The following is a 25,350-nucleotide window of genomic DNA, read 5'->3' as shown; positions in this document are numbered from 1 at the left end:
GTCTCGATGCCGGCCCGAGCCGATCAGCCCGTCAGCCGAACCTTCGGCGCGGGCTCGGCCGACCACATCTTCTCGAGATTGTAGAAGCTGCGGACCTCGGGGCGGAAGACGTGCACGATGACGTCGCCGGCGTCGATCAGCACCCAGTCGCACTGCGGCAGTCCCTCGACCCGGGCGTTGCCGAAGCCCTGGTCCTTGAGGTTCTGCAGCAGGTGCTCGGCGATCGCGCCGACGTGCCGATGCGAGCGGCCGGAGGCGACCACCATGTGGTCTCCGATCGTCGTCTTGTCGGCGATGTCGATGGTTGTGATGTCCTCGGCCTTGGAATCGGAAAGGCTTGCGAGAACGGCTTCAAGGGACGTGTCGGCGTCACGGAGGGCGCCGACCGTCTCCGGAGGGGCGACGCGTGCCGCACCCTCGGCGTCGATTGCGATGGTCAGGGAAGCTTCCTCTCGAACGACTTTGACTGTCGACTTGCGCTCTGCCCCACCCTCGGCCCGTCTGTCGATGAGAACTGGCTGGCCGCAGCGTGGTCGCGGCGGAGTCCGCCGCCGTTGCTTATAGTAATGTGTCGAGGATGAAGGTTTCAAGACGAGGTGTCGCGACGGCGGGGTTTTCTCGTCTCTCGGGGCCGTTTTGCCGGCCTCCGGGGCAGTCCGGACGGCGGCCGGCGCGGTGGCCCCGCGCCTTGCCGTTGTCATCGAAATCGGATTAGGTTCTCGGCGCCGCAGAACCAGAGATCCTATCTGGCCAACCGGTTCGGCCTACGCGCCGAGCGCTGACAACAAGGATAGCCGGAAACCGTCGCCTGCGGGCGGGGGTGGTCGGGCGGCTTCTTATCGGTAACCGGTCTATGCCCCAAGATGGGAGGGAGCCCTATTATGGCTAAGATTACGAAGGTGATGGTCGGCGAGTCGCTGGTTGGCGACGGCAACGAGGTCGCCCACATCGACCTGATCATCGGGCCGCGCGGCAGCGCCGCCGAGATGGCGTTCTGCAATTCGCTGACGAACAACAAGGACGGCTTCACCTCGCTGCTCGCGGTGCTCGCCCCGAACATGCCCTGCAAGCCCAACACCGTGATGTTCAACAAGGTCACGATCAAGGGCGCCAAGCAGGCGGTGCAGATGTTCGGCCCGGCGCAGTACGGCGTCGCCAAGGCCGTGCAGGACAGCGTCGCCGACGGCACCATCCCGGCCGACGAGGCCGACGACCTGTTCATCTGCGTCGGCGTGTTCATCCACTGGGATGCCGAGGACGACGCGAAGATCCAGGAATACAACTACAAGGCCGTGAAGGAGTCCATTCAGCGCGCCGTTGCCGGCGAGCCGAAGGCGGCCACCGTCACCGCCAACCGTGCCAGCGCGGCCCATCCGTTCGCCGCGAAGGCGTAGAGCGGAAACCACCCTGCACAGGAGCCGCCTCCGGCTCAGCCGAAGGGCCTGTTGCAGCGGTTGGCCGCCATGTTCCTCGGCCGTTAGGCGGGACTTGGCCGCGACGGCATATCCGAGAACAGGAAGGGGAGCGGCCTTGCCGCTCCCCTTCTGCCGTTAGAGGGCCGACCCCGGCCCCAGCCGTGGCGCTGTTTCGCCGGTTCCGACGCGTCTCCGGGCGGTGTGGCCCACCATCGACGCGCGGCGCGCCGCGATGCCACGGGGTTGTGCCGTTCGGGAGGTCGTGACACATCGACGGGAGACCGGAGCCCGACGCCATGACGACATCGCCCCCCGACCAGCCACTCGCCAAGGGCGTCCACGACTACGTCGACGACCCGCGCAATGACGATGTGCTGATCTCCGTCAACGGCGCGCTGGTGCCCCGGGCGCAGGCGGTGGTGTCGGTGTTCGACTCCGGCTTCGTGCTGGGTGACGGCGTCTGGGAGGGGCTGCGCGTCGTCGACGGCGGCATCTGCTTCCTCGACGCCCATCTCGACCGTCTCTACGAGGGTGCCCACGCCCTGAAGATCGATATCGGCCTGTCGCGGGACGAGCTGACGGCGCGCCTGTTCGACTGCCTCGACGCCAACGGCATGACCGACGGCGTGCACGTCCGCCTGATGGTGACGCGCGGCGTCAAGCGCACGCCCTATCAGGACCCGCGCGTGACGATCGGCAAGGCGACGGTGGTCGCCATCCCCGAATACAAGTCGCCCGCCCCGGAGGTCGCCGCGCGTGGCCTGAAGCTGTTCACCGTCCACATCCGCCGCACCGGCCCGGCCGAGCAGGACCAGAAGCTCAACAGCCACTCCAAGCTCAACTGCATCCTCGCCTGCATCCAGGCGACGGAGGCGGGCGCCGACGAGGCGCTGATGCTCGACGACGCGGGGGCTGTCGCAACCTGCAACTCCACCCACTTCTTCATCGTCCGCAAGGGCGAGGTCTGGACCTCCGACGGCCTCTACTGCCTCGGCGGGATCACCCGCTCCAACGTCATCCGCCTGTGCGGCGACGCAGGCGTGCCGATCCGCGAGAAGCGCTTCTCGCTCGTCGACGTCTACGGCGCCGAAGAGGCCTTCGTCACCGGCACCTTCGCCGGCCTCGTGCCGGTGCGCGAGGTCGACGGCCGGGTGATCGGCAGGGCTCCGGACGACGGCGACCGCGCCGGCCCGGTGACGCGCCGACTGCGCGAGCTCTACAAGCAGTTCGCCCGCCGCGAGGCGGCACGTCCGGCGAGGGGCGCATGACGCGAACGGCTTTGCACCACCCCGCCTCCGCCTCACCGCCCCTCGTCGCGGCGGCCCGCAAGTCGCAGCTCTTCCGTGACCGCCGGCGGCGCTGCGCAGCGAGAACGCTCCAGACCCGAGCGCGGAGGGGCGTCCGATGACCGAGCCCGTCCGCATCGCCATGTGGTCCGGGCCGCGCAACATCTCGACCGCGATGATGCGCGCCTTCGAGAACCGCCCCGACACCGCCGTCGTCGACGAGCCGTTCTACGCGGCCTGGCTCGCCGCCACCGGCACGCCGCACCCGATGCGCGACGAGATCATCGCCGCCGGCGAGAAGGACGCCCGTCGCGTCGCCCACTGGCTGGTCGGCCCGATCCCCGGCGGGGCGTCGGTCTTCTACCAGAAGCATATGACCCACCACATGATCCCGGAGTTCGGGCGCGAGTGGCTCGCGGGCGTGACGAGCGCCTTCCTGATCCGGCGGCCGGAGGATGTCGTCGCCTCCTACGCCGACCGCCGCGGCCAGGTGACCCTCGACGACATCGGCGTCGTCGAGCAGGCGGAGATCTTCGACCGCGTCGCTGATCGGCTCGGCCATGCCCCGCCGGTGATCGATGCCGCCGACGTGCTCGCCGATCCGCGCGGGATCCTCACGGCGCTCTGCGCCGCCGTCGGCATCCCCTTCGACGCGGCGATGCTGTCGTGGCCCGCCGGCAGGCGCGACAGCGACGGCGTCTGGGCCGCCCACTGGTACGCCTCGGTGGAGAAGTCCACGGGCTTTGCCGCGCCGAAGCCGCCCGTCGATGCCGAGAGCCTCGATCCGGAGCAGCGCGCCGTCGCCGACGCCGCCCGCCGGTTCTACGATCGGCTGGCGCCGCACCGCCTCGGGGCGGCCTGAGAAGCCGCCTCCCGAGGGAAGGGGGCCAAACAAGGGGAAACAACCATGATCCGCCGCATCATCACCGCACTCGCGGCCTCGGCGCTGCTCGCGACATCCGCGATCACGCCGGCCGCCGCCTGCACGGGCATCAAGCTCACGGCGACCGACGGTGCCGTCGTGCGGGCGCGGACGCTCGAGTTCCAGGCGGACCCGAAGTCCGAGCTGATCTACATGCCGCGCGGGCAGGCGATCACCGGCACCGCGCCGTCCGGCAAGCCCGGCGGCCTGCAGTGGACGAGCAAGTACGCCGTCGCGGGCGCCAACGGCTTCGGCATGCCGATCGTCGTCGACGGGCTCAACGAAAAGGGGCTGGGCGGCGGGCTGTTCTACTTCCCGGGCTACGCCGGCTTCCAGGAGGTCGCGGCGAGCGACGTCGAGAAGTCGATGGGCTCGTGGGAGCTCCTCACCTACGTGCTCGGCAGCTTCGCCACTGTCGCCGAGGTGAAGGCGGGGCTTTCGGACATCTTCGTGAGCACAGCGCCGCTCGAGGGCTTCGATGGCGCGCCGCCGGTTCACATGATCGTCACGGACGCAGCCGGCGACAGCCTCGTCGTCGAATATGTCGGCGGCGTCCTGCACACCTACGACAACCCGCTGGGCGTGCTCACGAACTCGCCCGGCTTCGACTGGCACACGACGAACCTGCGCAACTTCGTCAACCTGTCGGCGCTCAACGTGCCGCAGCTCGCGCTCGGCGACATCAAGATCGACCAGACCGGCCAGGGGTCGGGCCTGCTCGGGATGCCCGGCGACTTCACCCCGCCCTCGCGCTTCATCCGTGCCGTGGCGTTCTCCCAAGCAGCCGCCCCCGCCGCCGATGGCGAGGCGGCGATGAAGCTCGCCTTCCACATCCTCGACAACTTCGACCTGCCCCCGGGCACGGTGCGCAGCGGCAAGGGCGCCAGCGACTACGAGGTGACGTTCTGGACCGGCGCGGCGGACTTGAAGAACCTCCGCTACTACATCACCACCTTCGACAACCGGCAGATCCGCATGTTCGACCTCGCGGCGGCAGCTGCGAGCGAGGGCGGCGGAATCGTGACAATGCCGCTCGACCAGCCGGAGGACATCCTCGAGGTGAAGCGGCCCTGAGGGCAGTGCCGGCTCAGCCCGGCAGCAGCGTCTCGAGGGTCTCGAGCCGGTCGGCCTCGCCGGGCGGCTTGTCCCAGCGGATGCGGGCGATGCGCGGGAAGCGCATTGCCACGCCCGACTTGTGCCGGGTCGACCGCTGCAGCCCCTCGAAGGCCACCTCCAGCACGAGGCCCTTCGCGGCTTCGTGGACGACCTCGCGGACGGGGCCGAAGCGGTTCGTCGTGTTCGCCCGCACGAACTTGTCGAGCTGCACGAGCTCCTCGTCGGTGAAGCCGAAATAGGCCTTGCCGACGGGGACGAGCTCGTCGCCCGCCTCGCCGTCCCGCCAGACGCCAAAGGTGTAGTCGGAATAGAACGACGAGCGCTTGCCGTGGCCGCGCTGGGCATACATCAGCACGGCGTCCACCGTCTTCGGGTCGCGCTTCCACTTGAACCACGGCCCCTTCGGCCGGCCGGGCACGTAGGTGCTGTCGCCGCGCTTCAGCATCAGTCCCTCGACCGCGTCGGCATCGACGCCGGTGCCGGCCCCTGCCGGGTCGGCGCGGATCGCGGCGAGGCCCTCCCAGTCGTCGAACGGCACCAGCGGCGACAGGTCGAAGGCCGGGCCGGCGGGGCCGGCGACGAAGGCTTCCAGCCGCTGCCGCCGCGCATCGAAGGGGAGGGCGCGCAGGTCCTCGCCGTTCTCGGCGAGGAGATCATAGGCGCGGATCTTCGGCGGGAACTCCGCCATCAGCTTCGGCGACACCGCCTTGCGGTTCAGCCGCTGCTGCAGCACCGAAAACGGCTCGACGCAGCCGTCGCGGACGATCAGCAACTCGCCGTCGACGGCGCCGTCGAACTCGAGCATCCCGAGCAGGTCCGGAAAGGCGGCCGAGACGTCTTCGCCGGTGCGCGAATAGAGCCGCGCCACCCGCCGTCCGTCCTCGGCGGTGCCGCAGGCTGCCTGCACGCGGATGCCGTCCCACTTCCACTCGGCGCGGAAGGCCGCCGGGTCGAGGCTGGCTAGCTCCGCCTCGTCGAGCGGCTGCGCCAGCATCGGCGGCCGGAACGGCGCCGGGTCGACACTCGCCGGCGCCTCACCCCGCCCCTCCACCCAGGCGAACAGCTCCAGATAGGGCGGCGCCAGCCCGTGCCAGACCTCCTCCACCGCGTCGGCGTCGACGGGGCCGAGGCGAGCCACGGCCGCCTTCGCGAGCCGGGCGGAGACGCCGACGCGCAGCCCGCCGGTGATGAGCTTCAGGAGCGCCCAGCGGCCGGTCTCGTCGAGGCCGTCGAGCCAGCCGGCGAGCAGCCCCGGCAAAGCCGCCTTGCCGCTCGTCGACAGCCCGTCCACCACCTCCGACAGCGCCGGCGGCGGCGCGTTGCGGCCCGGCCGCTCGGGCCACATCAGCGCCACCGTCTCCGACAGGTCGCCGACGTAGTCGTAGGAGAGGGCGAACAGCATCGGGTCGACGCGCTCGGCGATCAGCCCGCGGATCAGCCCGCCCTTGGCGTGCTGGAAGACGAGCCCGCCAGTGAGTGCTGCCAGCGCGAAGCCACGCTCGGGGTCCGGCACCTCCCGGAAGAACGCCTCCATCAGCGCCAGCTTGGCGTTGCGCCTCGGCTCGAAGGCGAGCCGGTCGAGGAGTTCAGCGAAGGGAGTCATGCGGCGCGCTGGTCGCCAAGCCGGGCGAGCAGGCTCGGCTCTGAATCGAGCAGCTTCAGCAGGTTCGCCATAGGTCGGCTGACGAGAACGTCGCCGGCTTCGTATTTCTGGAATGCGCGCGGCCCGCCCCCGAGGAGTTCGCCGGCACGCCGCTGCGAGAGGCGCAGGCGTCGCCGGATCCGCCGGATGTCCTCGGCCGTCGGAAGTCCTTCCGCCTCCGCCTTGAGGCGGTTGAGGGCACGGTCGAGCAGCCGCATGTCGGTGACATCGTGCAGGCCGTCACCATCGCCGTCGGGGTACCAGCCGGGCAGATCAACGGTGACGGAGCCGTGACGATACTCAACGGGGGTGCGCCGGACGCCGCGGGTGAGCGTGGCACCGGTTTCGGGGTGAAGCCTCACGGTGTCGGTCATTCACCCTTCTCCTTGAACGACAGCACCACGAACTCGGTCACGACATCGGCAGTGAACTTGACATAGAGGGTCAGACCATCCGCCGGCACGTGATAGACGTCCTGCCAGACCCGGGCATCGGCGTAGCTCGTCATCGACTTGTAGAACATGCGCCGGTCGATCCCGCGGACGAGCGTCGAGACGTCGGTCGTCGTGAAGCCGAGTGCGCGTGCCGAGAGCGCCGCGGTCGTCGTCATCACCAGCCGGCCCGGATCGCCACACACCTCCTTGATGAGGGTGAGATCGTAGGAAGGCCGGCGCTTCTCCAAGACTGCCTACCCTAAAATTTTGGCACCATCATGGTGCCAGTGCAACCGCTTCGGCCACCGTACTCTCCTCCTCGTCGCCATAGCCCACCAGCCGGAGAGGGCGGGCGGCGATGCCGTGGGTGAGGCACCAGTGGACGAGGGCGTCCTCCTCGCCGTGGGTGACCCAGATCTCCGATGCACCCGTCTCGGCGACGGTGGTGCAGAGGTCCTCCCAGTCGGCGTGGTCGGAGACGACGAGCGGCAGCTCGACGCCGCGCTGGCGGGCGCGGGCGCGCACGCGCATCCAGCCGGAGGCGAAGCTCGACACGGGGTCGGCGAAGCGGCGCGACCAGCGGTCGCCGAGCGTCGACGGCGGGCAGAGCACGATCTCACCCGGCAGCGCCGCACGCGCGCGCCCCTCCACCGGCGCGAGCGGGCCGAGCGGCACGCCGCGCTCCTCATAGAGCCGGCAGAGCGCCACCATGGCGCCGTGCAGGTGGATCGGCCGGTCGTAGCCGGCTTCGCGCAGAAGCGCGATCAGCCGCTGCGCCTTGCCGAGCGAGTAGGCGCCGAGCATGTGGGTGCGGTCGGGAAAGAGCGCGAGCGAGCCAAGCAGCTTGGCGATCTCGTCCGCCGCCGGCGGAAAGCGGAACACGGGCAGGCCGAACGTCGCCTCGGTGACGAAGACGTCGCAGCGCACCAGCTCAAACGGCGCGCACGTCGGGTCGCGCTCGCGCTTGTAGTCGCCCGAGACGACGACGCGCTGGCCGCCGGCCTCGAGCAGGATCTGCGCCGAGCCGAGACAGTGGCCGGCGGGGAAGAACGTGACGGCGGCGCCGCCGATCCGGCCCGTCTCGCCATAGCCGACGGCCTGCGTCGTGCCGGCGAAGTCCGCCCCGTAGCGGGCGGCCATGATGGCGAGCGTATCGGCGGTGGCGAGCACGGCGCCGTGGCCGGCACGGGCGTGATCGGAGTGGCCGTGGGTGATCAGTGCCCGCGGAACCGGCCGCACCGGATCGATGTGGACCTCGGCCGCCGGGCTCCAGAGGCCCGCCGGCGTCGGCACGAGGATGTCCTCGGCGCGCATGGAAAGGCCGCCTTACTCCCCCGGCTTCCGGCCCGGGTCGATCACTTTGGTGGCGACCAGCCGCTTCAGGCGCTTGCGGGCGTCGGCGATCACCGCCGGCAGCAGCGTCTTCACCTCGTCGGGGCTCATGCCGGGCTTGATGCGGCGGTCGTAGAGGGTGTTGAGGATGAACCAGTCGAAGATGCCGAAGCCCGGCACGTCGGAATAGTCGTTGAAGATCGAATTCGGCAGCCGCCAGTCGTCGTTCACCGGCCCGAGCGACTGGGTGATCTCCTCGACCATGCAGTGTCGGGTGCTACGCCAGCCCTCGGTGGTCGGAATGTAGATGTAGGCGCTCTCGAGCGTGCCGTCGCGCTTGCCGCCGGTGACGCCCGAGCAGTGGCTCGATTCGATGAAGCGGGTGTCGAAGCCCTCGGGCAGCGTCTCGCGGATGACCGCCCGGTAGCCGCTGCGGTCAACCAGGAAGATGGCCATGTTGGCGTCGGTCTGTTTCTTCACCGTGCGGATCGACAGGTTGTCGACCACCTTGTCGAGCGTCGCGATGAACTTCGCCACCTGGGCCGTCCGGTCGGTGACGGCGCGGTTGATGATGACGACGCGAACCGGCTTCATGAACTTGCGGACGATGTCCTTTCGGGCATCCTGATTGCCTTCCGCCCCAAAGACCGTGCGCATGAAGCCGTCGATGATCTCCTCGTCGGTGAAGGCGTTGGCGACCTCGTCGGGCGTCGGCGTCGCGGCGCGCACCGCGGCGACCGGAACGAGAAGGGTGATCACGAGGGCGAGGCAACACAGTCGAACGCGGGAAAACATCACGGGGGAGCCTCGTCCTTCGGATCGCCATAACACCGCACGGAGGGGGTGCTGGCAACCTCGCCCGAACGCACACCCCGGCACGCCGGTTGCCTCCGGCCGCAGGGCAAAGCTGAAATCGTTCCCGTTTTGGTCTAGGCTCGGCCGATTCGATGGACGGGCCGCAACGGCACCGTGGGGAGGGAGACCGGACGATGCCTGCCGTACCTTCGCCTGAAGCCGACGTGCCGGTGGCGCCCGGGCTCGTCGCCGGGCCGGACGGCCGCCACCGCTGCCAGTGGTGCGCCGGCTCCGACCTCTACCGCGCCTATCACGACGACGAGTGGGGGCGGCCGGTCTCCGACGACCGCCGGCTCTACGAGAAGCTCTGCCTCGAGGGCTTCCAGTCGGGCCTGTCGTGGCTGACGATCCTGCGCAAACGGCCGGCCTTCCGCGCCGGCTTCGCCGATTTCGATGCCGAGACGGTCGCCCGCTTCGACGAGCGCGACGTCGAGCGGCTGCTCGCGGATGCCGGCATCGTCCGCCACCGCGCCAAGATCCTGTCGGCGATCAACAATGCCCGTCGCGTGCTGGCGCTGAAGGAGGAGACGGGCTCGCTCGCCGCCTTCGTCTGGCGGTTCGAGCCCGGTCCGGCCTCGCGGCCGAAGGCTTTCGACTGGGAGAGCCTGCGCAAGATGGTCGACAGCCCGGAATCGCACGCGCTCGCGAAAGAGCTGAAGCGCCGCGGCTTCTCGTTCGTCGGCCCGACGACGCTCTATGCCTTCATGCAGGCGGTCGGCATGGTCAACGACCACGTCGAGGGCTGCGCCGACCGCGAGGCGGTGGAGGCGGCGCGAGACACCTTCGTGCGGCCGACCTGAGGCTAGACGGTGCGACGGCTCAGCCGCCGTGCACCACCGCCGCCAGCCGGTCGAGCATCGGGTTGTCGGCGGTGAACACCTCGTCGAGCGCGGACACCGTCACCATCGCCGCACCCGCCTCGGACCTGAGCCACGCCGCACAGTCGTAGACGCGCTTCGCCGGGCAGTGCAGCGTCAGCACGGCGCTGTCGCTGCCGAACGGGATCGTGCAGCCGAAGCGCTCCGCCGCCTCCATCGCGACCGCCGCGGGGTTCGCGACGACGGCGGCGACCGCCTTCAGCGCCCGGCCGCGCGCTTCCGCCGCCACCCGGTCGAGGATGGCGCCAGCAGCCGCCAGCTGATGCGGCGCCCAGGTGGCGCGGCGGGCGGCGACGAGGTGCGCCTCCGACTTCAGGATCGTCCCGCCCTCGATCTGCTTCAGCGCGTTCGCGGCAAGCGTCGAGCCGGTGGTGGTGATGTCGACGATCAACTCGGCCGAGCCCGCCGCCGGTGCGCCCTCGGTGGCGCCGGCGCTCTCGACGATGGCGTAGTCGACGATGCCGTGGGCGGCGAAATGCGACCGCGTCAGGTGCACGTACTTGGTGGCGACCCTGAGCCGCCGGCCGTGGCGGGCGCGGAAGTCGGCCGCGACGTCGGCGAGATCGGCCATGCCGCGCACGTCGAGCCACGCCTTCGGCACCGCCACGACGACATCGGCGTGGCCGAAGCCGAGCGGCACGACGAGGTGGACGAGCCGGTCGCGCGCCGCCGGCTCGGCGATCGTCTCGTGGACGAGGTCGAGGCCGGTGATGCCGAGGTGGACGCCGCCGCCGGCGATCTCGCGGGCGATCTCGGAGGCGGACAGGTAGGCGATCTCTGCGTCGGCGAGGCCGGCGACCTTCGCCCGGTAGCCGCGCGCGCCGCCCGCCTGCACCAGTGGCAGGCCGGCGCGGGCGAAGAAGGCGGCGGTGTTCTCTTGCAGGCGCCCCTTGGAGGGCACCGCGATGATCAGCGGCCCGCCGGCCGATTCCGTGGTCATGCCCGCCCCCCGAAGCCGAGCCGGTCGAGCCAGACCGAGAAGCCGACCGCCGGCACCGGCGCCTCGGCGCCGAGCAGCGTCAGCATGCGGTCGTAGCGGCCGCCGCCGACCACCTGCGCGCCGTCCGGCCGGGCCGGGTCGTAGAGCTCGAACATGAAGCCCGTGTAGTAGTCGAGCGGCCGGCCGAAGGCGGCCTCGAAGCCGAGCCCGGCCGCCGCGACGCCTCGCTCGGCGAGCAGGTCGAGGCGGCGGCGGAAGGCGTCGAGCGCCGCGGCGAGCGCGGCCGAAACACCGCTGCCGGCGTCGCGGGCGAACGCGGCGACCGCATCGCCGGCGGCGTCAGCTGGCGCGGCGATGGCGAGATAGCGGCGGATCACGGCGGCGGCTTCCGGTGCCGGCCGGGCGCCGGCGGCAAACGCCGCCTGCTCGGCCAGCCGCTCGGCGATCTCGCCGGCGCCGCGGCCGCCGACGGTGGAGAGCCCGGCGATCGACAGCATGTCCTCGACGAGCGCGCGCGCCGTCTCGGGCTCGGCGAATGCCAGCGCGCCGGCGACCGCCGCCCGCTCCGGCGCCGCCGTGCCGTCGAGCCGGTCGAGGGCGGCCGTGAGGCGCGGGCCGTCGCCGAACAGCGACGTCAGCCGCCGCCGCCACGCGTCGGAGAGGTCGAGGGCACCGACGACGGCGGCAAACAGCGCCTCGTCGCCGATCCGCACCGTCGGCCGGTCGAGGCCGAGCACGGCCGCCGCCTCCAGCGCCCGCGCCAGGGCCTCGGCGTCGGTCGCCTCCTCGTCGGCATGGCCGAGCCATTCGGCGCCGGCCTGCAGGAACTCGCTCGGCCCCTGCGGGCGCTGGCGGAACACCGGCCCGAGATAGGCGTAGCGCGCCTGCCGCCCGGCAGACCCTGTGTCGAGGTGCAGGCGGCAGACGGGGATCGTGTAGTCGGGCCGCAGGCAGAGCTCGCGCCCGTCGGCGGCGCTCGTCAGGAACAGCCGCCGGCGCAGGTCCTCGCCGGCAAGGTCGACGAACGGCTCGACCGGCTGCAGCACCGCCGGCTCGACGAAGGCGTGGCCGGCGGCCTCCAGCAGCCCGCGCAGCCTCGCCAGCCGCGCATCCGCCTCGAGCACCCCGATTGCAGCCGTCGGCGCCATGTCACTGTCCCCCAAGCACGACGCGAACCCTCCCCCCTCGCGGGGGAGGGTAGGGAGGGGGGGCGGCCGCGAAGACGACGCTCGCCATCGCCGTCACCGGCCGTAGCGGGCGAGGAGGTCGCGGACGGCGGGCACGAGGTCGGTGCGCGCCACGGTCTGCTGCGCCGGGCGCTCTTCGCGCCAGGCCTTGTTGTCCTTGATCGCCGCGGCGCGCTTGGCACCCTCGACGAGGTCCTTGATCTCCAGCGTTCCGGCCTCGCGCTCGTTCGAGCCCTGGATGACGACGCAGGGCGCGTTGCGCCGGTCGGCGTACTTCATCTGCGGCTTCATGCCGGAGGAGCCGAGATAGATCTCGGCCGCGATGCCGGCGCCGCGCAGTTCGGCGGCGATCGTCTGGTAGCTCGCCATCGCCGCCGGGTCGCGGTCCAGCACGAGGATCACGACCGGGCCGGTGCCCTCAGACGCCGCGTCGCCACGGCGGGCCGCGAGCGCGGCGGCGAGCCGGGAGACGCCGACGGAGAAGCCGGTCGCCGGGACGTCCTCGCCGCGGAAGCGGCCGACCAGCCCGTCATAGCGCCCGCCGCCGCCGACCGAGCCGAAGCGCACCGGCTTGCCGTCCTCGCCGGTCACCTCGAAGGTGAGCTCCGCCTCGAAGACCGGGCCGGTGTAGTACTCGAGCCCGCGCACGACGGAGGGATCGATGCGGACACGGCCGGTATAGCCGGCGGCGTCGACGAGGGCCGCGATGTCCGAGAGCTCCGCGACACCTTGCCGGCCGAGGTCGGTGCCTTCGACGAGGGCGACCAGGGCGGCAAGGGTCTCGGCGGCGGTGGTCCTGCCGGCGGCGACGAAGGCGAGGATGCGCTCGGCCGCGCCGGGGGCGAGCTGCGCGCCCGGGGTAAAGGCGCCGCTCTCGTCGAGCCGCCCGTCGCCGAGCAAGGCTTTGACTCCCTCGGCCCCGAGGCGGTCGAGCTTGTCGATCGCCCTGAGCACCACGAGCCGGCGGTTGCCGTTCTCCTCTCCGGCGAGGCCGATCGCCTCCATCATACCGTCGAGGATCTTGCGGTTGTTGACCTTGATCACATAGTCGCCGCGCGGGATTCCGAGGCGCTCCAGCGTGTCGGCGGCCATCATGCAGATCTCGGCGTCCGCCGCGACGCTCGCGGTGCCGACCGTGTCCGCATCGAACTGCATGAACTGGCGGAACCGCCCCGGTCCCGGCTTCTCGTTGCGGAACACCCAGCCGACGCGGTAGCTGCGGTAGGGCTTGGCAAGCTTTTCCCAGTTTTCCGCCACGTAGCGGGCGAGCGGCGCGGTCAGGTCGTAGCGCAGCGACAGCCACTGCTCGTCGTCGTCCTGGAAGGCGAAGACGCCCTCGTTCGGCCGGTCCTGGTCGGGCAGGAATTTTCCCAGCGCGTCGGCGTACTCGACGAGCGGCGTCTCCACCGGCTCGAAGCCGTAGAGCGCGTAGCTCTCCTTGATCGCCGCGAGCAGGCGGTCGGTGGCGGCGATCTCCGCCGGGCCGCGATCGACGAAGCCGCGCGGGGCGCGCGGCACCGGGCGGGCGTGCCCGGCGGCGCCCGCGCGCTCGTCCGGTCCGACCTCCGCCGCGTCCGCCTTGCCACCCTTCGCCATCGCCGAAATCCCGCATGTGATGCGGCCGGCGCCGCAGGGCGCGGGCCGGCCGGAAAGCGAGGGTGTCCTAGACGAAAGGGGGGAACGCGGCAAGGCGAGGCGGGTCCCGCGCAAGGCCGAACACCGGCCGGCTGTCGCCGGTCAGCAACGGCCCGAGAACGCGCCCGCGCCGGGTCCGGGCCGCGCCGCGAGGCTTGCGACCACGGTCCCGCGCAGCGCGCCGTGGTCGCGGGTCTCCGTCGGGGGCGCCGACATCGGGCGCGCCGGCTCTCCTTCCGGCACGCCGCAGCGCGCGAACGTGCGCTCGATCTGCCGCGCGGCGCCCTCGAGCGAGAGGTCGACCGGGCGATCGAGCCCGGTCACCGTCACCGTCGTCCGCCGGCCGCGCTTCAGTGCGTCGGCGATGGCCCCGTGCTGGACCGACGAGTAGCGGGCCTCGGCCGTGGTGACAGCCCCCGACGTCTTCGCTGCGTAGGCGAAGCTGCCGAGCCGCTTCCCATCGACTGAGAGCGTGATCTGGCCGCTCGCCGGGACACGGCCCCCGGTGAGGCGGACCATCCACTGCATCGGGCCGCCCCGCCGGCAGGCGAGGCCGAGACAGACCGCGCCGTCGGGGCTGCAGGCCATCGTGCCGCGGAGGCCGCCCGTGTCGCGGATCGGCTGCCATGTCGCCGACGCGGCGAGGCCGGGTCCGACGCCGGCGGCAAAAGCCGCCGTCGCCGCCAGCAACCGCCCCCACCAGCTCCCCGACCGTCCCGGGACCATCCGCCGGCTCAGCTCTTCGGGCAGATGGTGAAGTTGATCGTCGTCGGGCCGGTGCAGGTGTGGGTGCCGTGGGCGTCGTCGTAGGCCCAGCCGTAGACCTCGTTCTTGCAGGCGCTGTCGATCAGCTTGACGTAGCTCATCGACCTGATCGGCCCCTTGATGCAAGTGCCCTTGGTGTCGGCCTCGCCCTTGCAGCAATAGAACGCCGCCTGCGGGTCCTGGGGCTGGTAGTTGTAGCCGCCGAAGGCCTTGGCGTAGGTGAGCTTGCCGCAGGGCGAGAAGCATCCGATGACCTTCTTGGTCTTCGGGTCCGTCATCCTGAGGTCCTGGTTGCGGAGCGCCGGGTACTTGCCGTTGGTGCTCAGGTCCTCGCTGGTCGGGCAGACCTTGGCGCTGGTCGACAGCGACGGGCAGGCCGCCTGGGTGCAGCCGGGGATGGTGTTCTTCGGCGCGCTCGGCTTCATCGTCACCGGCAGGGTGAAGCCGTCGACCATCGAGATGTCGAAGTAGGTCTGGCAGTTGGTGCCGGCGCACCACGTCGCCTCGAACTTGGAATCGATCGGCGGCGTGCACCCCTGGGCGGGGCAGGGCGGCATCGTCTGGCCCTGGGTGCAGTTCTCGCCGTTCTTGTCGCAGCCGGTCTTCGGCCACCAGCGGGTCGCCTCGATCAGCTGGTTGTCGGGAAGATCGTAGGTGTACTGCTTGCCCTTGGCGATCTTCACCACCTTCTTCGCGCCGGGCACGTTCAGCTGCTCGATCCAGACCGGAAACGAGCACTGGTTCTGCACGACCACCTTGTTGGCGGCGGCGGTGCCGATGGAGGCGACGATGGCGAACGCCACCGCCGCGGCGAGAGCGGAGATGCGGCGCAGCAGCATGATGGTGCCCTCCCGGAGTTCTTGTCTGTTCCGGGCACGATAGCGGCAGCAGCGCAATGGCGCGAGCGTTCGGGACTGTGAGCGCCGGGGGCGCGCCGTCCCGTTCCGCCACGCCCTTCACATGCGGACGTCAGCCCCTCGGGCAGATCGTCAGCACGATGGTGACGTCGCCGGTGCAGGTGTGGGTGCCGTTGGCGTCGTCATAGGCCCAACCGTAGACCTGCCGGTCGCACGCCTCGTCGATCAGCTTCGCATAGGACGTGTGGCGGACGGGGCCGGCGCCGCAGACCTCGGGAGTGTCGGCGACGCCCTTGCAGCAGTAGTGGGCGGCTTCGGGGTCCTGCGGCTTGAAGCCGTGGCCGCCGAAGGCCTTCGCGTAGGTGAGCTTGCCGCACGGCGAGAAACAGCCCGTCACCTTGCCGCTCACGGGATTGCGCATCCTGAGGTCCTGGCCCTTCAGCGCCGGGAACTGGCCGTCGGTGCTGAGGTCCTCGTCGGTGGGGCAGACGTTCTTGCGCGTCGACAGGGACGGGCAGGCGGCGGGCTTGCAGCCGGCGCTGATGTTGTCGGGCGCCTTCGGCCGCATCGACACCGGCAGCGTGTAGCCGTCGACCATCGAGAGATTGAAGAAGGTCTCGCAGTTGCCGCCGACGCACCACGTCGCCTCGAACTTGGAATCGATCGGCGGCGCGCAGCCGCCGTCCGGGCAGGGGCCGATCGACTGGCCGACCTTGCAGTTCTCGCCGTTCTCGTCGCAGCCGGTCTTCGGCCACCAGCGCGTCGCCTCGACGGTCCGCCCGTCCGGGATCTTGTAGGTGCGCTGACGGCCGGCGGCGATCCGGGCCACCTTCGGCGCGTTTGGAACGTTGAGCTGCTCCATCCAGACGGTCGCCGTGCACAGGTTGCGGACGACGAGCTTGCTCGCCTCGGTCGGCGTCGTCAGAAGCGCCGCCGCGAGCGCGGCCACCATCGCGAGCCAGTTCCGATTGCCCATCGCGCCTTCCCCACTGCGCCCCCCGCCGACACGCTAACGCGCCGCGACGGCCGCGACGAGAGGGAACGACCCGGCCGCCCGTGCGCTTCACACCCGCGGCGATCCGTGGGAAAGGACTGCCGACGCGGGGGCGGCGGCAGCAAGCGACGAGGCGACAGACGGCATGGCGCACGGTGTGACCGAATCCATCCGGCGGGCGATGGTGCCCATCCATCCGGCCGGGCGACCGTTCATCGCGATGTTTGCGGTGGCCACCGTGGTTTTGCTCGTGATCTGGCAGCCGCTCGGATGGATCGCCCTGATCCTGACGATCTGGTGCACCGCCTTCTTCCGCAACCCCGCCCGCGTCACGCCGCTGTCAGACGGCATCGCCGTGGCGCCGGCCGATGGCCGCGTCTCGCTGGTCGACCATGCGGCCCCGCCAGCCGAGCTCGGGCTTGGCACGGAGCCGCGCCTGCGCATCTCCACCTTCATGAGCGTCTTCGACGTGCATGTGAACCGCACCCCGATCACTGGGCGGGTGGTGCAGTCGCAGCACCGGCCAGGCCGCTTCCTCAACGCCGAGGACCCGGCCTCGAGCGCCGAGAACGAGCGCCAGAGCATCCTGCTCGACACGGCCGCCGGCGATGTCGCGGTGGTGATGATCGCCGGCCTCGTCGCCCGCCGCATCGTGCCGCTGCACGCGATCGGCGACCATCTGATGGTCGGCGAGCGCATCGGTCTCATCCGCTTCGGCTCGCGCGTCGACGTCTATCTGCCGGCCGGTGCCCGGCCGCTGGTGGCGGTGGGGCAGCGGGCGGTCGCCGGCGAGACGCCGATCGCCGATCTCGCCGGGCTGCGCCCGGCGCTCGACGCCACCCGCATCGGCTGAGGAACGCGAGGAGAGCCCGGCGATGGCGACGCTGTTTCCCCCCTTCGATCCGCAGCGCCCGCGCACCAAGCGACGGCTGCGCTTCCGTCACCTGCCGATCCGGACGGTGCTGCCGAACGTCGTCACGCTACTCGCGCTCTGTTCCGGCCTCACCGCCATCCGCATGGCGATCGAGGGGCGCTACGAACTTGCGATCGCCGCGATCGCACTCGCCGCGGTGCTCGACGGCATCGACGGTCGGGTCGCGCGGCTCCTGAAGTCGACGTCGAAGTTCGGGGCCGAGCTCGACAGCCTCACCGACTTCGTCAACTTCGGCGTCGCCCCGGCGGTCATCCTCTACACCTGGACCCTCGATGAGCTGCGGTCGGCCGGCTGGATCGTCGTCCTCGTCTTCGCCATCGCCGCGGCGCTCCGGCTGGCGCGCTTCAACGTCATGCTGGAGGACCCGTCCCGGCCGGCCTGGCAGAGCAACTTCTTCATCGGCGTGCCGAGCCCCGCCGGGGCGATCGTGGTGTTGCTGCCGATCTATCTCGGCCTCGTCGGCGTCGACCTCGGCGGGACGGGGCTCGGCGAGCGAGCGGGCGCGATCGTCGTGGCGCTCTACACGCTTCTGATTGGCTTCCTGATGGTCAGCCGGGTGCCGACGTTCTCGGGCAAGCGCTTCGGCATGCGCATCCGGCGCGATCTGATCCTGCCGCTGTTCGTGCTGGTGGTGCTGGTGGTGGCGCTCTTCGTCAGCTTCCCGTTCGAGATGCTGGCGGTCGGGTCGGTCCTCTACCTCGCGTGCCTGCCGCTCGGCTGGCGCGCGTGGGAGAAGCACGTCGCCGCCGATCTCGCGGCGAAGCGGACGGAAGCGATCGATGAGGCGGAGGCCTCGGCGCCGGGGCCGTGACGCCGAGCCGGAGGCGACTTCCGCCGCCTCACGCTATTCCGCTGCTTCGCGCAGCGGCAGCTTGAGCTGGCCTTGAGGCGGCGCCTCCTCGGGGTGCACGAACGGCTGGCTCACGTCTTCCGTCGGGCCGATGAAGCGGCCGAACACCCAGCCGAAGAAGCGGCTGACGTCGTCCATCACCGTGTAGAACGACGGCACGAAGATCAGCGACAGCACGGTGGACACCGCGAGGCCGCCGATCACCGCGATCGCCATCGGCGCGCGGAACTCGCCGCCCTCGCCGGTGCCGAGCGCGCTCGGGACCATGCCGGCGATCATCGCGATCGTCGTCATGATGATCGGGCGGGCGCGCTTGCGGCCGGCGTCGATGATGGCGTCGACGCGGTTCTCGCCGCGGTGCACCGCCTCGATGGCGAAGTCCACCAGCATGATGGCGTTCTTGGTGACGATGCCCATCAGCATCAGGATGCCGATGACGACCGGCATCGAGACGGCGTTCTGGGTGAGCAGCAGGCTGAGGACGACGCCGCCGATGGACAGCGGCAGCGACAAGAGGATGGTGATCGGCTGGAAGACGTTGCCAAACAGCAGGACCAGCACGCCGAGCACCATCATCAGGCCGGCGCCCATCGCGATCGCGAAGCCGGAGAACACCTCGCCCATGATCTCGGCGTCGCCGCTCGTCAGGATGCGGGCGCCTTCCGGCAGGTTCTGGGCCTCGGGCATCGCATAAAGGCGTTCCAGGCCCTCGCCGAGTTCCAGCCCGCCGACGAGGTCGGCACCGATGACGACGCGGCGCTCGCGGTCATAGCGGGTAATCGAGGAGGGGCCGAGGCCGAAGCTGACGTCGGCCACTGCCTCGAGCGGTGCGACGATGCCGCTTGCGCCGGTGATCGGGATGGCCCGCACCAGCGCGAGGTCGGCGCGCGCCTCGAGATCGAGGCGGGCGCGGATCGGGATCTGCCGGTCGCCGGCATTGAACTTCGGCAGGTTGGCATCGACGTCGCCGATGGTGGCGACGCGCACCGCCTGTGAAATCTGCTGCGTGGAGATGCCGAAGCGGGCCGCCTCGTCGAGCCGCGGCTTGATGAAGATCTCGGGCCGCTGGATGCCGGCGTTCGCCGCGACGTTGGAGAAGCCCTCGAGCTTGCGCGCCGCCGCCTCGACCTGTGCGACCGCCTGGTCGAGAGCGGCGGGGTCGTTGGAGAGCAGCGACACCGACAGCTCGCGCTCGCCACGGTCGTTCACGTACCAGCCGCGCATGTCCGGGATGGCGGCGAGCCGACGCGTCACCTCCGCCTCGACCTGCTTCTGCGTGCGCTCGCGCTCCCCCTTCAGGGACAGCTGGATGTAGATGGAGGCGCGGCGCAGGTCGATCTCGCCGGTGGGGGACGAGCCGCCGAGGACGAAGACGCTCCTGACCTCGGGGATCTCCTGCAGCGACTTGACCACCTCGTCGGTCTTCGCCTGGGTGTCGTCGAGCCGGGCGCCGGGCGGCAGCTCCATCGAGACGACGATGCGGCTGACGTCCTCGGGCGGAATGAAGCCGGTCGGCAGCAGCCCCATCGCCGGAATGCTGGCCGCGAACACGCCGACGCCGACGATCAGCGTCAGGAAGCGGTAGCGGATCGTGCCGGCGAGGAAGCGCGTGTAGGCGCGCATCAGCCAGCCGTCCTTCGGCTCGACGTGCTTGTGCGGCCGCATCAGATAGGCGGCCATCATCGGTGTGATCAGCCGCGCGACCAAAAGCGAGAACAGCACGGCGACGGCCACCGTCAGGCCGAACTGTTTGAAGTACTGGCCGGCGACGCCGCCCATGAACGAGACGGGCGCGAACACCGCGACGATCGTGAGCGAGATCGCGATCACGGCGAGGCCGATCTCGTCGGCCGCCTCCATCGCCGCCCGGTAGGGAGATTTTCCCATCTTCATGTGGCGGACGATGTTCTCGATCTCGACGATCGCGTCGTCGACGAGGATGCCGGTGACGAGCGTGATGGCGAGCAGGCTGACGAGGTTCAGCGAGAACCCCATCAGGTCCATCACCCAGAAGGCCGGGATGATCGACAGCGGCAGCGCCGTGGCGGCGATCAGCGTCGCCCGCCAGTCGCGCAGGAACACGAAGACGACGATGACCGCGAGGATGGCGCCCTCGATCAGCGTCATCATCGCGGATTCGTAGTTTCCGTAGGTGCTGCGGACGGAATCGTCCGTCATCTCGTAGGAAACGTTCGGGTATGAGGCCTCGAGCTCGGCGATGGCCGTCTGCACGACGTTGCCAACGTCGTAGTCGCTGGCGCCCTTGGAGCGAAAGACGGCGAACGAGACCACCGGGGTATCGCCGTTGAGGCGGGCGAAGGTCTTCTGTTCTTCGTAAGCGTCGATGACGGTGCCGAGCTCGGACAGCCGTACCGAGCGACCGCCGCTCAGCACGATCTTCGTCTCTGCCAGTTCTTCCACGGTGCGCGCGCCCGCGAGCGTCCGGATGGACTGCTGCTTGCCGCCCACCTCGCCACGGCCGCCGGCGAGGTCGACGTTGGTGGCGCGCAGCTGGTTGCTCACGTCGGCGGCCGTGATGCCGAGCGCCATCAGGCGTGCCGGATTGAGATCGATGACGATCTCGCGGTCGACACCGCCATAGCGGTCGACCTGGCCGACGCCGGGCATTCCCTGCAGCTTGCGGATGACGACGTCGTCGACGAACCAGGAGAGCTGCTCGAGCGTCATCCCCGGCGCCGAGGCGGCGAAGGTCTGGATCGCCTGGCCCTCGATGTCGATCTTCTCGACGATGGGCTCGTCGATGTCGCCCGGCAGATCGGCGCGGATCTTGTCGACGGCGTCCTTGACGTCCGAGAGCGCCTCGTCGGACGGCACTTCCAAGCGGAACTCGATCGCCGTCACCGACTGGCCGTCGGTGATCGTCGACTGCACGTGCTTGACGCCGGCGAGGTTCGCCACCGCGTCCTCGACCTCGCGCGTCACCTGCGTCTCGAGCTCGGACGGGGCTGCGCCGGCCTGCGTCACCGTCACCGATACGACCGGTACGTCGATGTTCGGGAAGCGGGTGATCGGCAGGGTCTGGAACGTGAAGATGCCGAGCAGCATCAGCACGACGAACAGCACCAGCGACGGCACCGGCTTGCGGATCGACCAGGCGGATATGTTCATCGCGCGGGTTCCGGTTGGTTGCGCTGCGGGAGGATCAGTTCTTCGCCACGATGGGCGTGATCCGGTCGCCTGGGCGAAGGAAGGTGCCGGAGATCGACACCACCTGATCGCCCGCCTTCAGACCGTCGGTGACCAGCGCGAGGCCGTCGGCGTGGAGGCCGATCGTGACGGGCCGCGACACCACGACGGCATCCTCGACCAGTTGCACCTGCGCCCGCCCCCCGGTGCCGTAGAGCACGGCCGACAGGGGGATGATCACGCCCTCGCGGGTCGCCGTCTCGATCGATGCATAGGCGAAGGCGCCGATGGCCAGCCCTTCGGCTTCCTGAAGCGACACCCGGATCTCGCCGAGGCGCGTGGCGTTGTCGACTTCCGGCGAGATGAGGCGGACCTCGCCGGGCAGGCCCTCGCTGTACCCGGCCGGGAACACCGTGGCCTTCTGTCCGACGCGCAGCTTGGCGAGCGTCATTTCGGCGATATCGGCTTCGAGCTCGACTTCGCCGTCCTCGATGATGCGGAACATCGGTGTCCCGGCCATGCTCACGACGGCGCCGAGGCGGGCCTCGCGGCGGCTGACGATGCCGGCCGTCGGGGCTTTGATCTCGGTGCGGCCGAGGCCGACCATCTGTTCGCGCTTCTGGGCTTCGGCCAGGGCGAGATCGGCCTCGGCGAGGGCCAGCTGTTCCTCCGCGGCGGCGACCTGCGCCTGGGCAACAAGGGCCTCCGCCTCCCGCGTTTCATAGGTCTCGATCGAGGCGGTGCCGGTCTTGCGCAACCGTTCGGCGCGCTCGAACGAATTCTGCGCCTGCTTCAGCGTGGCGTTCGCCTGCACGATCTGCGTGCGGGCCTGGGCGATCGAGGCGCGGGCCCGGGCGATCTGCGCGTCGGCCTGGGCGATCGCCACGTCGACGGTGTCGCGCGACAGACGGGCGAGCACCTGGTTCTTCGCGACCCTGTCGCCCTCCTCGACGAGAATCTCGATCGTCGCCAGCCCCTCGACCTCGGGGGTGACGAGGATCTCCTCCTTCGGCACCAGGTCGCCGGTGACGATGACGCGCTCGGTGAGGGTTCCGGCCACCACGTCGGCCACCGTGACGGCCGGCGGCTGCGGCCCGACCGCGGGATCGAGCGCCGCCTCTGCCGCCAGGGCCTCGCCGACACCGCCGGAGAGGCTCGCAGCGAGGAGAGCGGCCCCGAGAACGGCCGCGAGTGAGCCGGCCAGACCACGCGCGGAACTCGGCCGGCGGGACGCGGGCAACAGGCAGATGGGCGATACGCGAACAGTCATCTCACTCATCCGTCGCAAGGCGATGGGGCCGGAACGGCGCAGGGGTCGGGCGATCGTCGGACGTGCTCATGAGGCGGCCGGGATCGGGTTGGGTCGGCCCGCCGGTGCAGAACCGTCGTCGCGTCCCAGGGCCTCGATCTCGTGGCGATGCTCGGCGAGGTATTCGTGCGATTTCGTCATGCAGGCGACGCCGTAGGAGGCGGCCCAGTGGGTCGCCGGGTCGTTGGTGGAGCGCAGCAGGTCCTCGAGGTGGCCGATCTCGTCGCGCAGATGGGTGATGCGGGCCTCGACGGCCGCCGTGATCGTGCGGCGGTCGAGAAGCTCGGCACAGAGAGCCACCAGCAGGAAGCCGGAGCGGAAGACGTCGGGAGCGGGCGGCTCGCTCAGGGCCTCGACGAGGGCGCGACGGCCGGTCTCGGTGATCGAATAGATCTTGCGCGCCGGCTTACCGGGCTGCGTTTCCTCGCGCAGCGTCACCAGCCCCTCCTGCTCGAGGCGGGCGAGGGTCGGATAGATCGACCCGAAGCTCGCCTCGGCGAAGTAGCGGTACTTCCCCTCGACGGAGAGCTTCTTGATCTCGTAGCCGGTGGCATCGCTCTCGTGGAGGATCGCCAGGCAGAGAGTGCGGATGTTCATGTCGGGCGACGGGTCCGTTCGACGGGGCCGGGCGGCCGGAGGGGGTATTCCAGTCCGGCATATTCACGACTGATATATATCGGTTGGAAGGGTTCCGCCAAGGGCAATCGCATCGTGGCGCTCCGCCGCATCCCCCGCTCCGCTTTCGCGGGCGCGTGACGGGCCCTATACGCATGACGATGCATCGCGCCGTCCTGCCCGATCCCGCCGCTCCGTCGAGCCGTCCCGGCACACCGCTCGGACGGGCCGCCGGCGTCTTCTCGCGCAATTCGCTGGCCTTCCCTCACCTCGACGTCCTCCTCGGGGTGCAGACGGTGGTGGCATTTCCGCGCGGAGTGGATGCGCAACGTCTCGATTTCGTCGTCGGCTGGGGCGACAAGCCGAGCGCCCAGCGGCCGCGACGCTTCGGCGAGCGCCACGCGGTGCCCTTTCTCGCGGCCGAGGACGGCTTTCTACGGTCGGTCGGATCGCACCGGATCAAGCCGCCGCCGCTGTCGCTGGTGCTCGACGATGAGGGGATCTACTACCGCGCCGCGACGCCCTCGCGGCTGGAGCGGCTGATCGTCGCCGCGCCTGCGTTCGACGCCGCCCGCATCGCGGCGGCCGAGCGGGCGCTGGCGCGGGTCCGCGGCGAGAAACTGACCAAGTACAACGTCCTCGGCCCGCCTTCCGCGGCCGACGGCAAGTCTGTGCGCATCCTGCTCGTCGACCAGGTCTTCGGCGACCAGTCGATCGCCGGCGGCCTCGCCAGCGCGGCGAGCTTCGCGGCGATGGTCTCGGCCGCTCTCACCGAGGCGGCGGCCGCCGATATCGCGGTGAAGGTGCATCCCGACGTGCTGGCTGGGCGTGCGACGGGCTACCTCCTTGATCATGCGCGACGCCACGGGCTCGCGCTGATCGCCGACGCCGGCAACCCGTTCGATCTCCTGGCGCGGGTCGGACGCGTGTTCACCGTCAGCAGCCAGCTCGGCTTCGAGGCCCTCGTCGCCGGCGTGCCGGTGCGCACCTTCGGCGTGCCGTTCTATGCCGGCTGGGGGCTCACGGAAGATACCCCGACCGAAGCCGCCGCCAGCGCCGCCCTCGGCCGCCGGGGACAGCCGCGCAGTCTGCTGGAAGTGTTCGCCGCCGCCTACGTGGCCTACCCCCACTACGCCGACCCGGTACGCTGCGAGGCGATCGGCGTCGAACAGGCGATCGACCGGCTGCTCGAGTGGCGGGAGACGCTGGCGCGCCGGCGGTCACCGGTGCGGCTCGCAGCCTCGCCCCTGGACGGGCGACTGGCCGAGGCGGTCTTCGGCGGTGGCGGCGCACCGGTGACGGTGGTTCCGCTGGACGCGGGCGGTGGCGGCGACCTCGTCGCATGGGCCGGTGCGGCAGAACCGTCCCCTCCGGCCGGCACGGCGCGACCCGGGGTCATCCGCGATGACCGCCTCGCTCGCACTTACGGGTTCGACGGCGGGCTTCACGTCGATCCGCGCGGCGATCCGTTCGCCGAGAGCGGGGCGTTACTGGCCCTGCTCGCTTCCGCGGAGGTGAGCTTGCTGGACCAGGCGCGGGCCGGCGCCGTCGTCTCCCTGCTTTCCCGCACGGCCTTCGCCCGCATCGACCTCGTCGCCGAGCGACGCATCGCCGCCGCCTCCGGCGATGCCGCGGCGCCGACGGTGGCAGTGGTGCTGGCCGCGGCCGGGGATGCGGCGGCGCCCTTCGCCGCAGCGTTGCCGAGCGAGGGGGACGTCGTCGCGGCCGTCCGGTCCGAACGCCCGGAGGCGGCGATCGTCGTCCTGCGCGAGCGGCCGCGTCCGCCGCGCGATCTCCGCCGTGCCTGGCGCAACACGCTGCTGCCACCCCGGCAGGCCACCCGTCCGCCGGCCCGCGCCATGGCGGCGGCGCTCGGACGTGTCGTCGCCGTCCACACCGATGCGGCGTTCAGCGCCCTCGACGCAGTGGCGCTGGGGTTGCCGGTCGCCGTGCACGGGCCGGCGATCTATGCGGGATGGGGCTTCACGCGAGACCACGCGCCGCCTTCGCGGCCACGCCGGTTGTCGTTCGAGGAGTTCGTCGCACTCGCCGCCGTCGTCGGGACGGCCTGGACGGACCCGGTCAGCGGCCTGCCGGCGACGGCCGAAGAGGTTATGCGGTTGTTCGAGGCGGAGCCGGTCGATCGGCCGGATCCGGCGCTGCTGGCGCGCCTCGACCGCCTCGAAAAGCGCCTCAGGCGTCTGCTCCCCGGCTGAGGTGGCGCGGGCGCCAGGCGA

General features: G+C 70.7%; 23 protein-coding genes. 8 read left to right on the top strand and 15 right to left on the bottom strand.

Translation table 11 applies throughout. The features are described from left to right. Positions 1-23 precede the first annotated feature (23 nt). Positions 24-434 carry a ribosome silencing factor gene (gene rsfS, locus RUR49_RS00500; protein ID WP_409144460.1) on the bottom strand — a complete coding sequence of 137 codons (411 nt, stop codon included), beginning with the start codon at positions 432-434 and terminating at the stop codon, positions 24-26. 447 nt (positions 435-881) lie between these two features. On the opposite strand from rsfS, the gene fae reads away from it, so the two are divergent. From fae to RUR49_RS00480, 4 genes are all read left to right on the top strand, one after another. Further along, complete coding sequence (fae, locus tag RUR49_RS00495) at positions 882-1,394, top strand: formaldehyde-activating enzyme (protein WP_409144366.1); 513 nt, start codon at positions 882-884, stop codon at positions 1,392-1,394. Between the two features lie 317 nt (positions 1,395-1,711). Further along, on the top strand, positions 1,712-2,683 hold the full coding sequence (locus RUR49_RS00490; protein WP_409144365.1) for an aminotransferase class IV: 972 nt from the start codon (positions 1,712-1,714) through the stop codon (positions 2,681-2,683). A gap of 136 nt (positions 2,684-2,819) precedes the next feature. Then, positions 2,820-3,563, top strand: a complete 744-nt coding sequence (locus tag RUR49_RS00485) for a hypothetical protein (RefSeq protein WP_409144364.1) — start codon at positions 2,820-2,822, stop codon at positions 3,561-3,563. Between the two features lie 45 nt (positions 3,564-3,608). After that, positions 3,609-4,697, top strand: coding sequence for a linear amide C-N hydrolase (locus RUR49_RS00480; protein WP_409144363.1), 1,089 nt, complete (start codon positions 3,609-3,611; stop codon positions 4,695-4,697). A 13-nt stretch (positions 4,698-4,710) separates the two neighbouring features. On the opposite strand, the gene RUR49_RS00475 is transcribed toward RUR49_RS00480, so the two are convergent. The 5 genes from RUR49_RS00475 to RUR49_RS00455 are packed head-to-tail and all read right to left on the bottom strand — an operon-like array spanning position 4,711 to position 8,942. Continuing rightward, positions 4,711-6,342 carry a cisplatin damage response ATP-dependent DNA ligase gene (locus RUR49_RS00475; RefSeq protein ID WP_409144362.1) on the bottom strand — a complete coding sequence of 544 codons (1,632 nt, stop codon included), beginning with the start codon at positions 6,340-6,342 and terminating at the stop codon, positions 4,711-4,713. Beyond that, positions 6,339-6,755: a type II TA system antitoxin MqsA family protein gene (locus RUR49_RS00470; protein WP_409144361.1), complete on the bottom strand. Its 417-nt coding sequence runs from the start codon at positions 6,753-6,755 to the stop codon at positions 6,339-6,341. The genes RUR49_RS00475 and RUR49_RS00470 overlap by 4 nt, the downstream gene beginning before the upstream one ends. Beyond that, positions 6,752-7,063, bottom strand: coding sequence for a type II toxin-antitoxin system MqsR family toxin (locus tag RUR49_RS00465; protein WP_409144360.1), 312 nt, complete (start codon positions 7,061-7,063; stop codon positions 6,752-6,754). Before RUR49_RS00465 ends, RUR49_RS00470 begins: the two co-directional genes overlap by 4 nt. A gap of 28 nt (positions 7,064-7,091) precedes the next feature. Beyond that, positions 7,092-8,129 (bottom strand): ligase-associated DNA damage response exonuclease, encoded by a 1,038-nt coding sequence (locus RUR49_RS00460; RefSeq protein ID WP_409144359.1) that lies wholly within the window; start codon positions 8,127-8,129, stop codon positions 7,092-7,094. 12 nt (positions 8,130-8,141) lie between these two features. Then, positions 8,142-8,942, bottom strand: a complete 801-nt coding sequence (locus RUR49_RS00455; RefSeq protein ID WP_409144459.1) for a DUF2927 domain-containing protein — start codon at positions 8,940-8,942, stop codon at positions 8,142-8,144. Between the two features lie 194 nt (positions 8,943-9,136). Here RUR49_RS00455 and RUR49_RS00450 point away from each other — a divergent pair, with 194 nt between their 5' ends. Then, positions 9,137-9,802 carry a DNA-3-methyladenine glycosylase I gene (locus RUR49_RS00450; protein WP_409144358.1) on the top strand — a complete coding sequence of 222 codons (666 nt, stop codon included), beginning with the start codon at positions 9,137-9,139 and terminating at the stop codon, positions 9,800-9,802. Between the two features lie 19 nt (positions 9,803-9,821). On the opposite strand, the gene hisG is transcribed toward RUR49_RS00450, so the two are convergent. The 6 genes from hisG to RUR49_RS00420 form a co-directional block, all read right to left on the bottom strand. After that, complete coding sequence (gene hisG / locus RUR49_RS00445; RefSeq protein WP_409144357.1) at positions 9,822-10,820, bottom strand: ATP phosphoribosyltransferase; 999 nt, start codon at positions 10,818-10,820, stop codon at positions 9,822-9,824. Continuing rightward, a complete protein-coding gene (locus RUR49_RS00440; protein WP_409144356.1) occupies positions 10,817-11,968 on the bottom strand; it encodes an ATP phosphoribosyltransferase regulatory subunit in 1,152 nt (383 codons plus the stop codon). Before RUR49_RS00440 ends, hisG begins: the two co-directional genes overlap by 4 nt. Before the next feature lie 93 nt (positions 11,969-12,061). Continuing rightward, on the bottom strand, positions 12,062-13,603 hold the full coding sequence (hisS, locus tag RUR49_RS00435; RefSeq protein WP_409144355.1) for a histidine--tRNA ligase: 1,542 nt from the start codon (positions 13,601-13,603) through the stop codon (positions 12,062-12,064). Positions 13,604-13,744: 141 nt separating this feature from the next. Then, positions 13,745-14,368, bottom strand: a complete 624-nt coding sequence (locus tag RUR49_RS00430; RefSeq protein ID WP_409144354.1) for a hypothetical protein — start codon at positions 14,366-14,368, stop codon at positions 13,745-13,747. An 8-nt stretch (positions 14,369-14,376) separates the two neighbouring features. Next, positions 14,377-15,246: a thaumatin family protein gene (locus RUR49_RS00425; protein WP_409144353.1), complete on the bottom strand. Its 870-nt coding sequence runs from the start codon at positions 15,244-15,246 to the stop codon at positions 14,377-14,379. 130 nt (positions 15,247-15,376) lie between these two features. Beyond that, positions 15,377-16,240, bottom strand: coding sequence for a thaumatin family protein (locus tag RUR49_RS00420; RefSeq protein WP_409144352.1), 864 nt, complete (start codon positions 16,238-16,240; stop codon positions 15,377-15,379). A 163-nt stretch (positions 16,241-16,403) separates the two neighbouring features. On the opposite strand from RUR49_RS00420, the gene RUR49_RS00415 reads away from it, so the two are divergent. Together RUR49_RS00415 and pssA are read left to right on the top strand one after the other, a co-directional pair. Further along, complete coding sequence (locus tag RUR49_RS00415; protein WP_409144351.1) at positions 16,404-17,111, top strand: phosphatidylserine decarboxylase; 708 nt, start codon at positions 16,404-16,406, stop codon at positions 17,109-17,111. Between the two features lie 22 nt (positions 17,112-17,133). Continuing rightward, a complete protein-coding gene (gene pssA / locus RUR49_RS00410; protein WP_409144350.1) occupies positions 17,134-18,003 on the top strand; it encodes a CDP-diacylglycerol--serine O-phosphatidyltransferase in 870 nt (289 codons plus the stop codon). A 33-nt stretch (positions 18,004-18,036) separates the two neighbouring features. On the opposite strand, the gene RUR49_RS00405 is transcribed toward pssA, so the two are convergent. The 3 genes from RUR49_RS00405 to RUR49_RS00395 form a co-directional block, all read right to left on the bottom strand. Continuing rightward, a complete protein-coding gene (locus RUR49_RS00405; RefSeq protein WP_409144349.1) occupies positions 18,037-21,171 on the bottom strand; it encodes an efflux RND transporter permease subunit in 3,135 nt (1,044 codons plus the stop codon). Between the two features lie 34 nt (positions 21,172-21,205). After that, complete coding sequence (locus RUR49_RS00400) at positions 21,206-22,459, bottom strand: efflux RND transporter periplasmic adaptor subunit (RefSeq protein WP_409144348.1); 1,254 nt, start codon at positions 22,457-22,459, stop codon at positions 21,206-21,208. Positions 22,460-22,525: 66 nt separating this feature from the next. Beyond that, positions 22,526-23,095: a PadR family transcriptional regulator gene (locus RUR49_RS00395; protein WP_409144347.1), complete on the bottom strand. Its 570-nt coding sequence runs from the start codon at positions 23,093-23,095 to the stop codon at positions 22,526-22,528. A gap of 173 nt (positions 23,096-23,268) precedes the next feature. Here RUR49_RS00395 and RUR49_RS00390 point away from each other — a divergent pair, with 173 nt between their 5' ends. Next, positions 23,269-25,329, top strand: coding sequence for a hypothetical protein (locus RUR49_RS00390; RefSeq protein WP_409144346.1), 2,061 nt, complete (start codon positions 23,269-23,271; stop codon positions 25,327-25,329). The last annotated feature ends 21 nt before the right edge of the window (positions 25,330-25,350 follow it).

This window comes from Pseudoxanthobacter sp. M-2 (assembly GCF_046156265.1).
Classification (GTDB): Bacteria; Pseudomonadota; Alphaproteobacteria; order Rhizobiales; family Segnochrobactraceae; genus CAMDHY01.
Note: the sequence above shows the minus strand (reverse complement) of the source record. Positions and strands in the feature narration are given on the sequence as shown.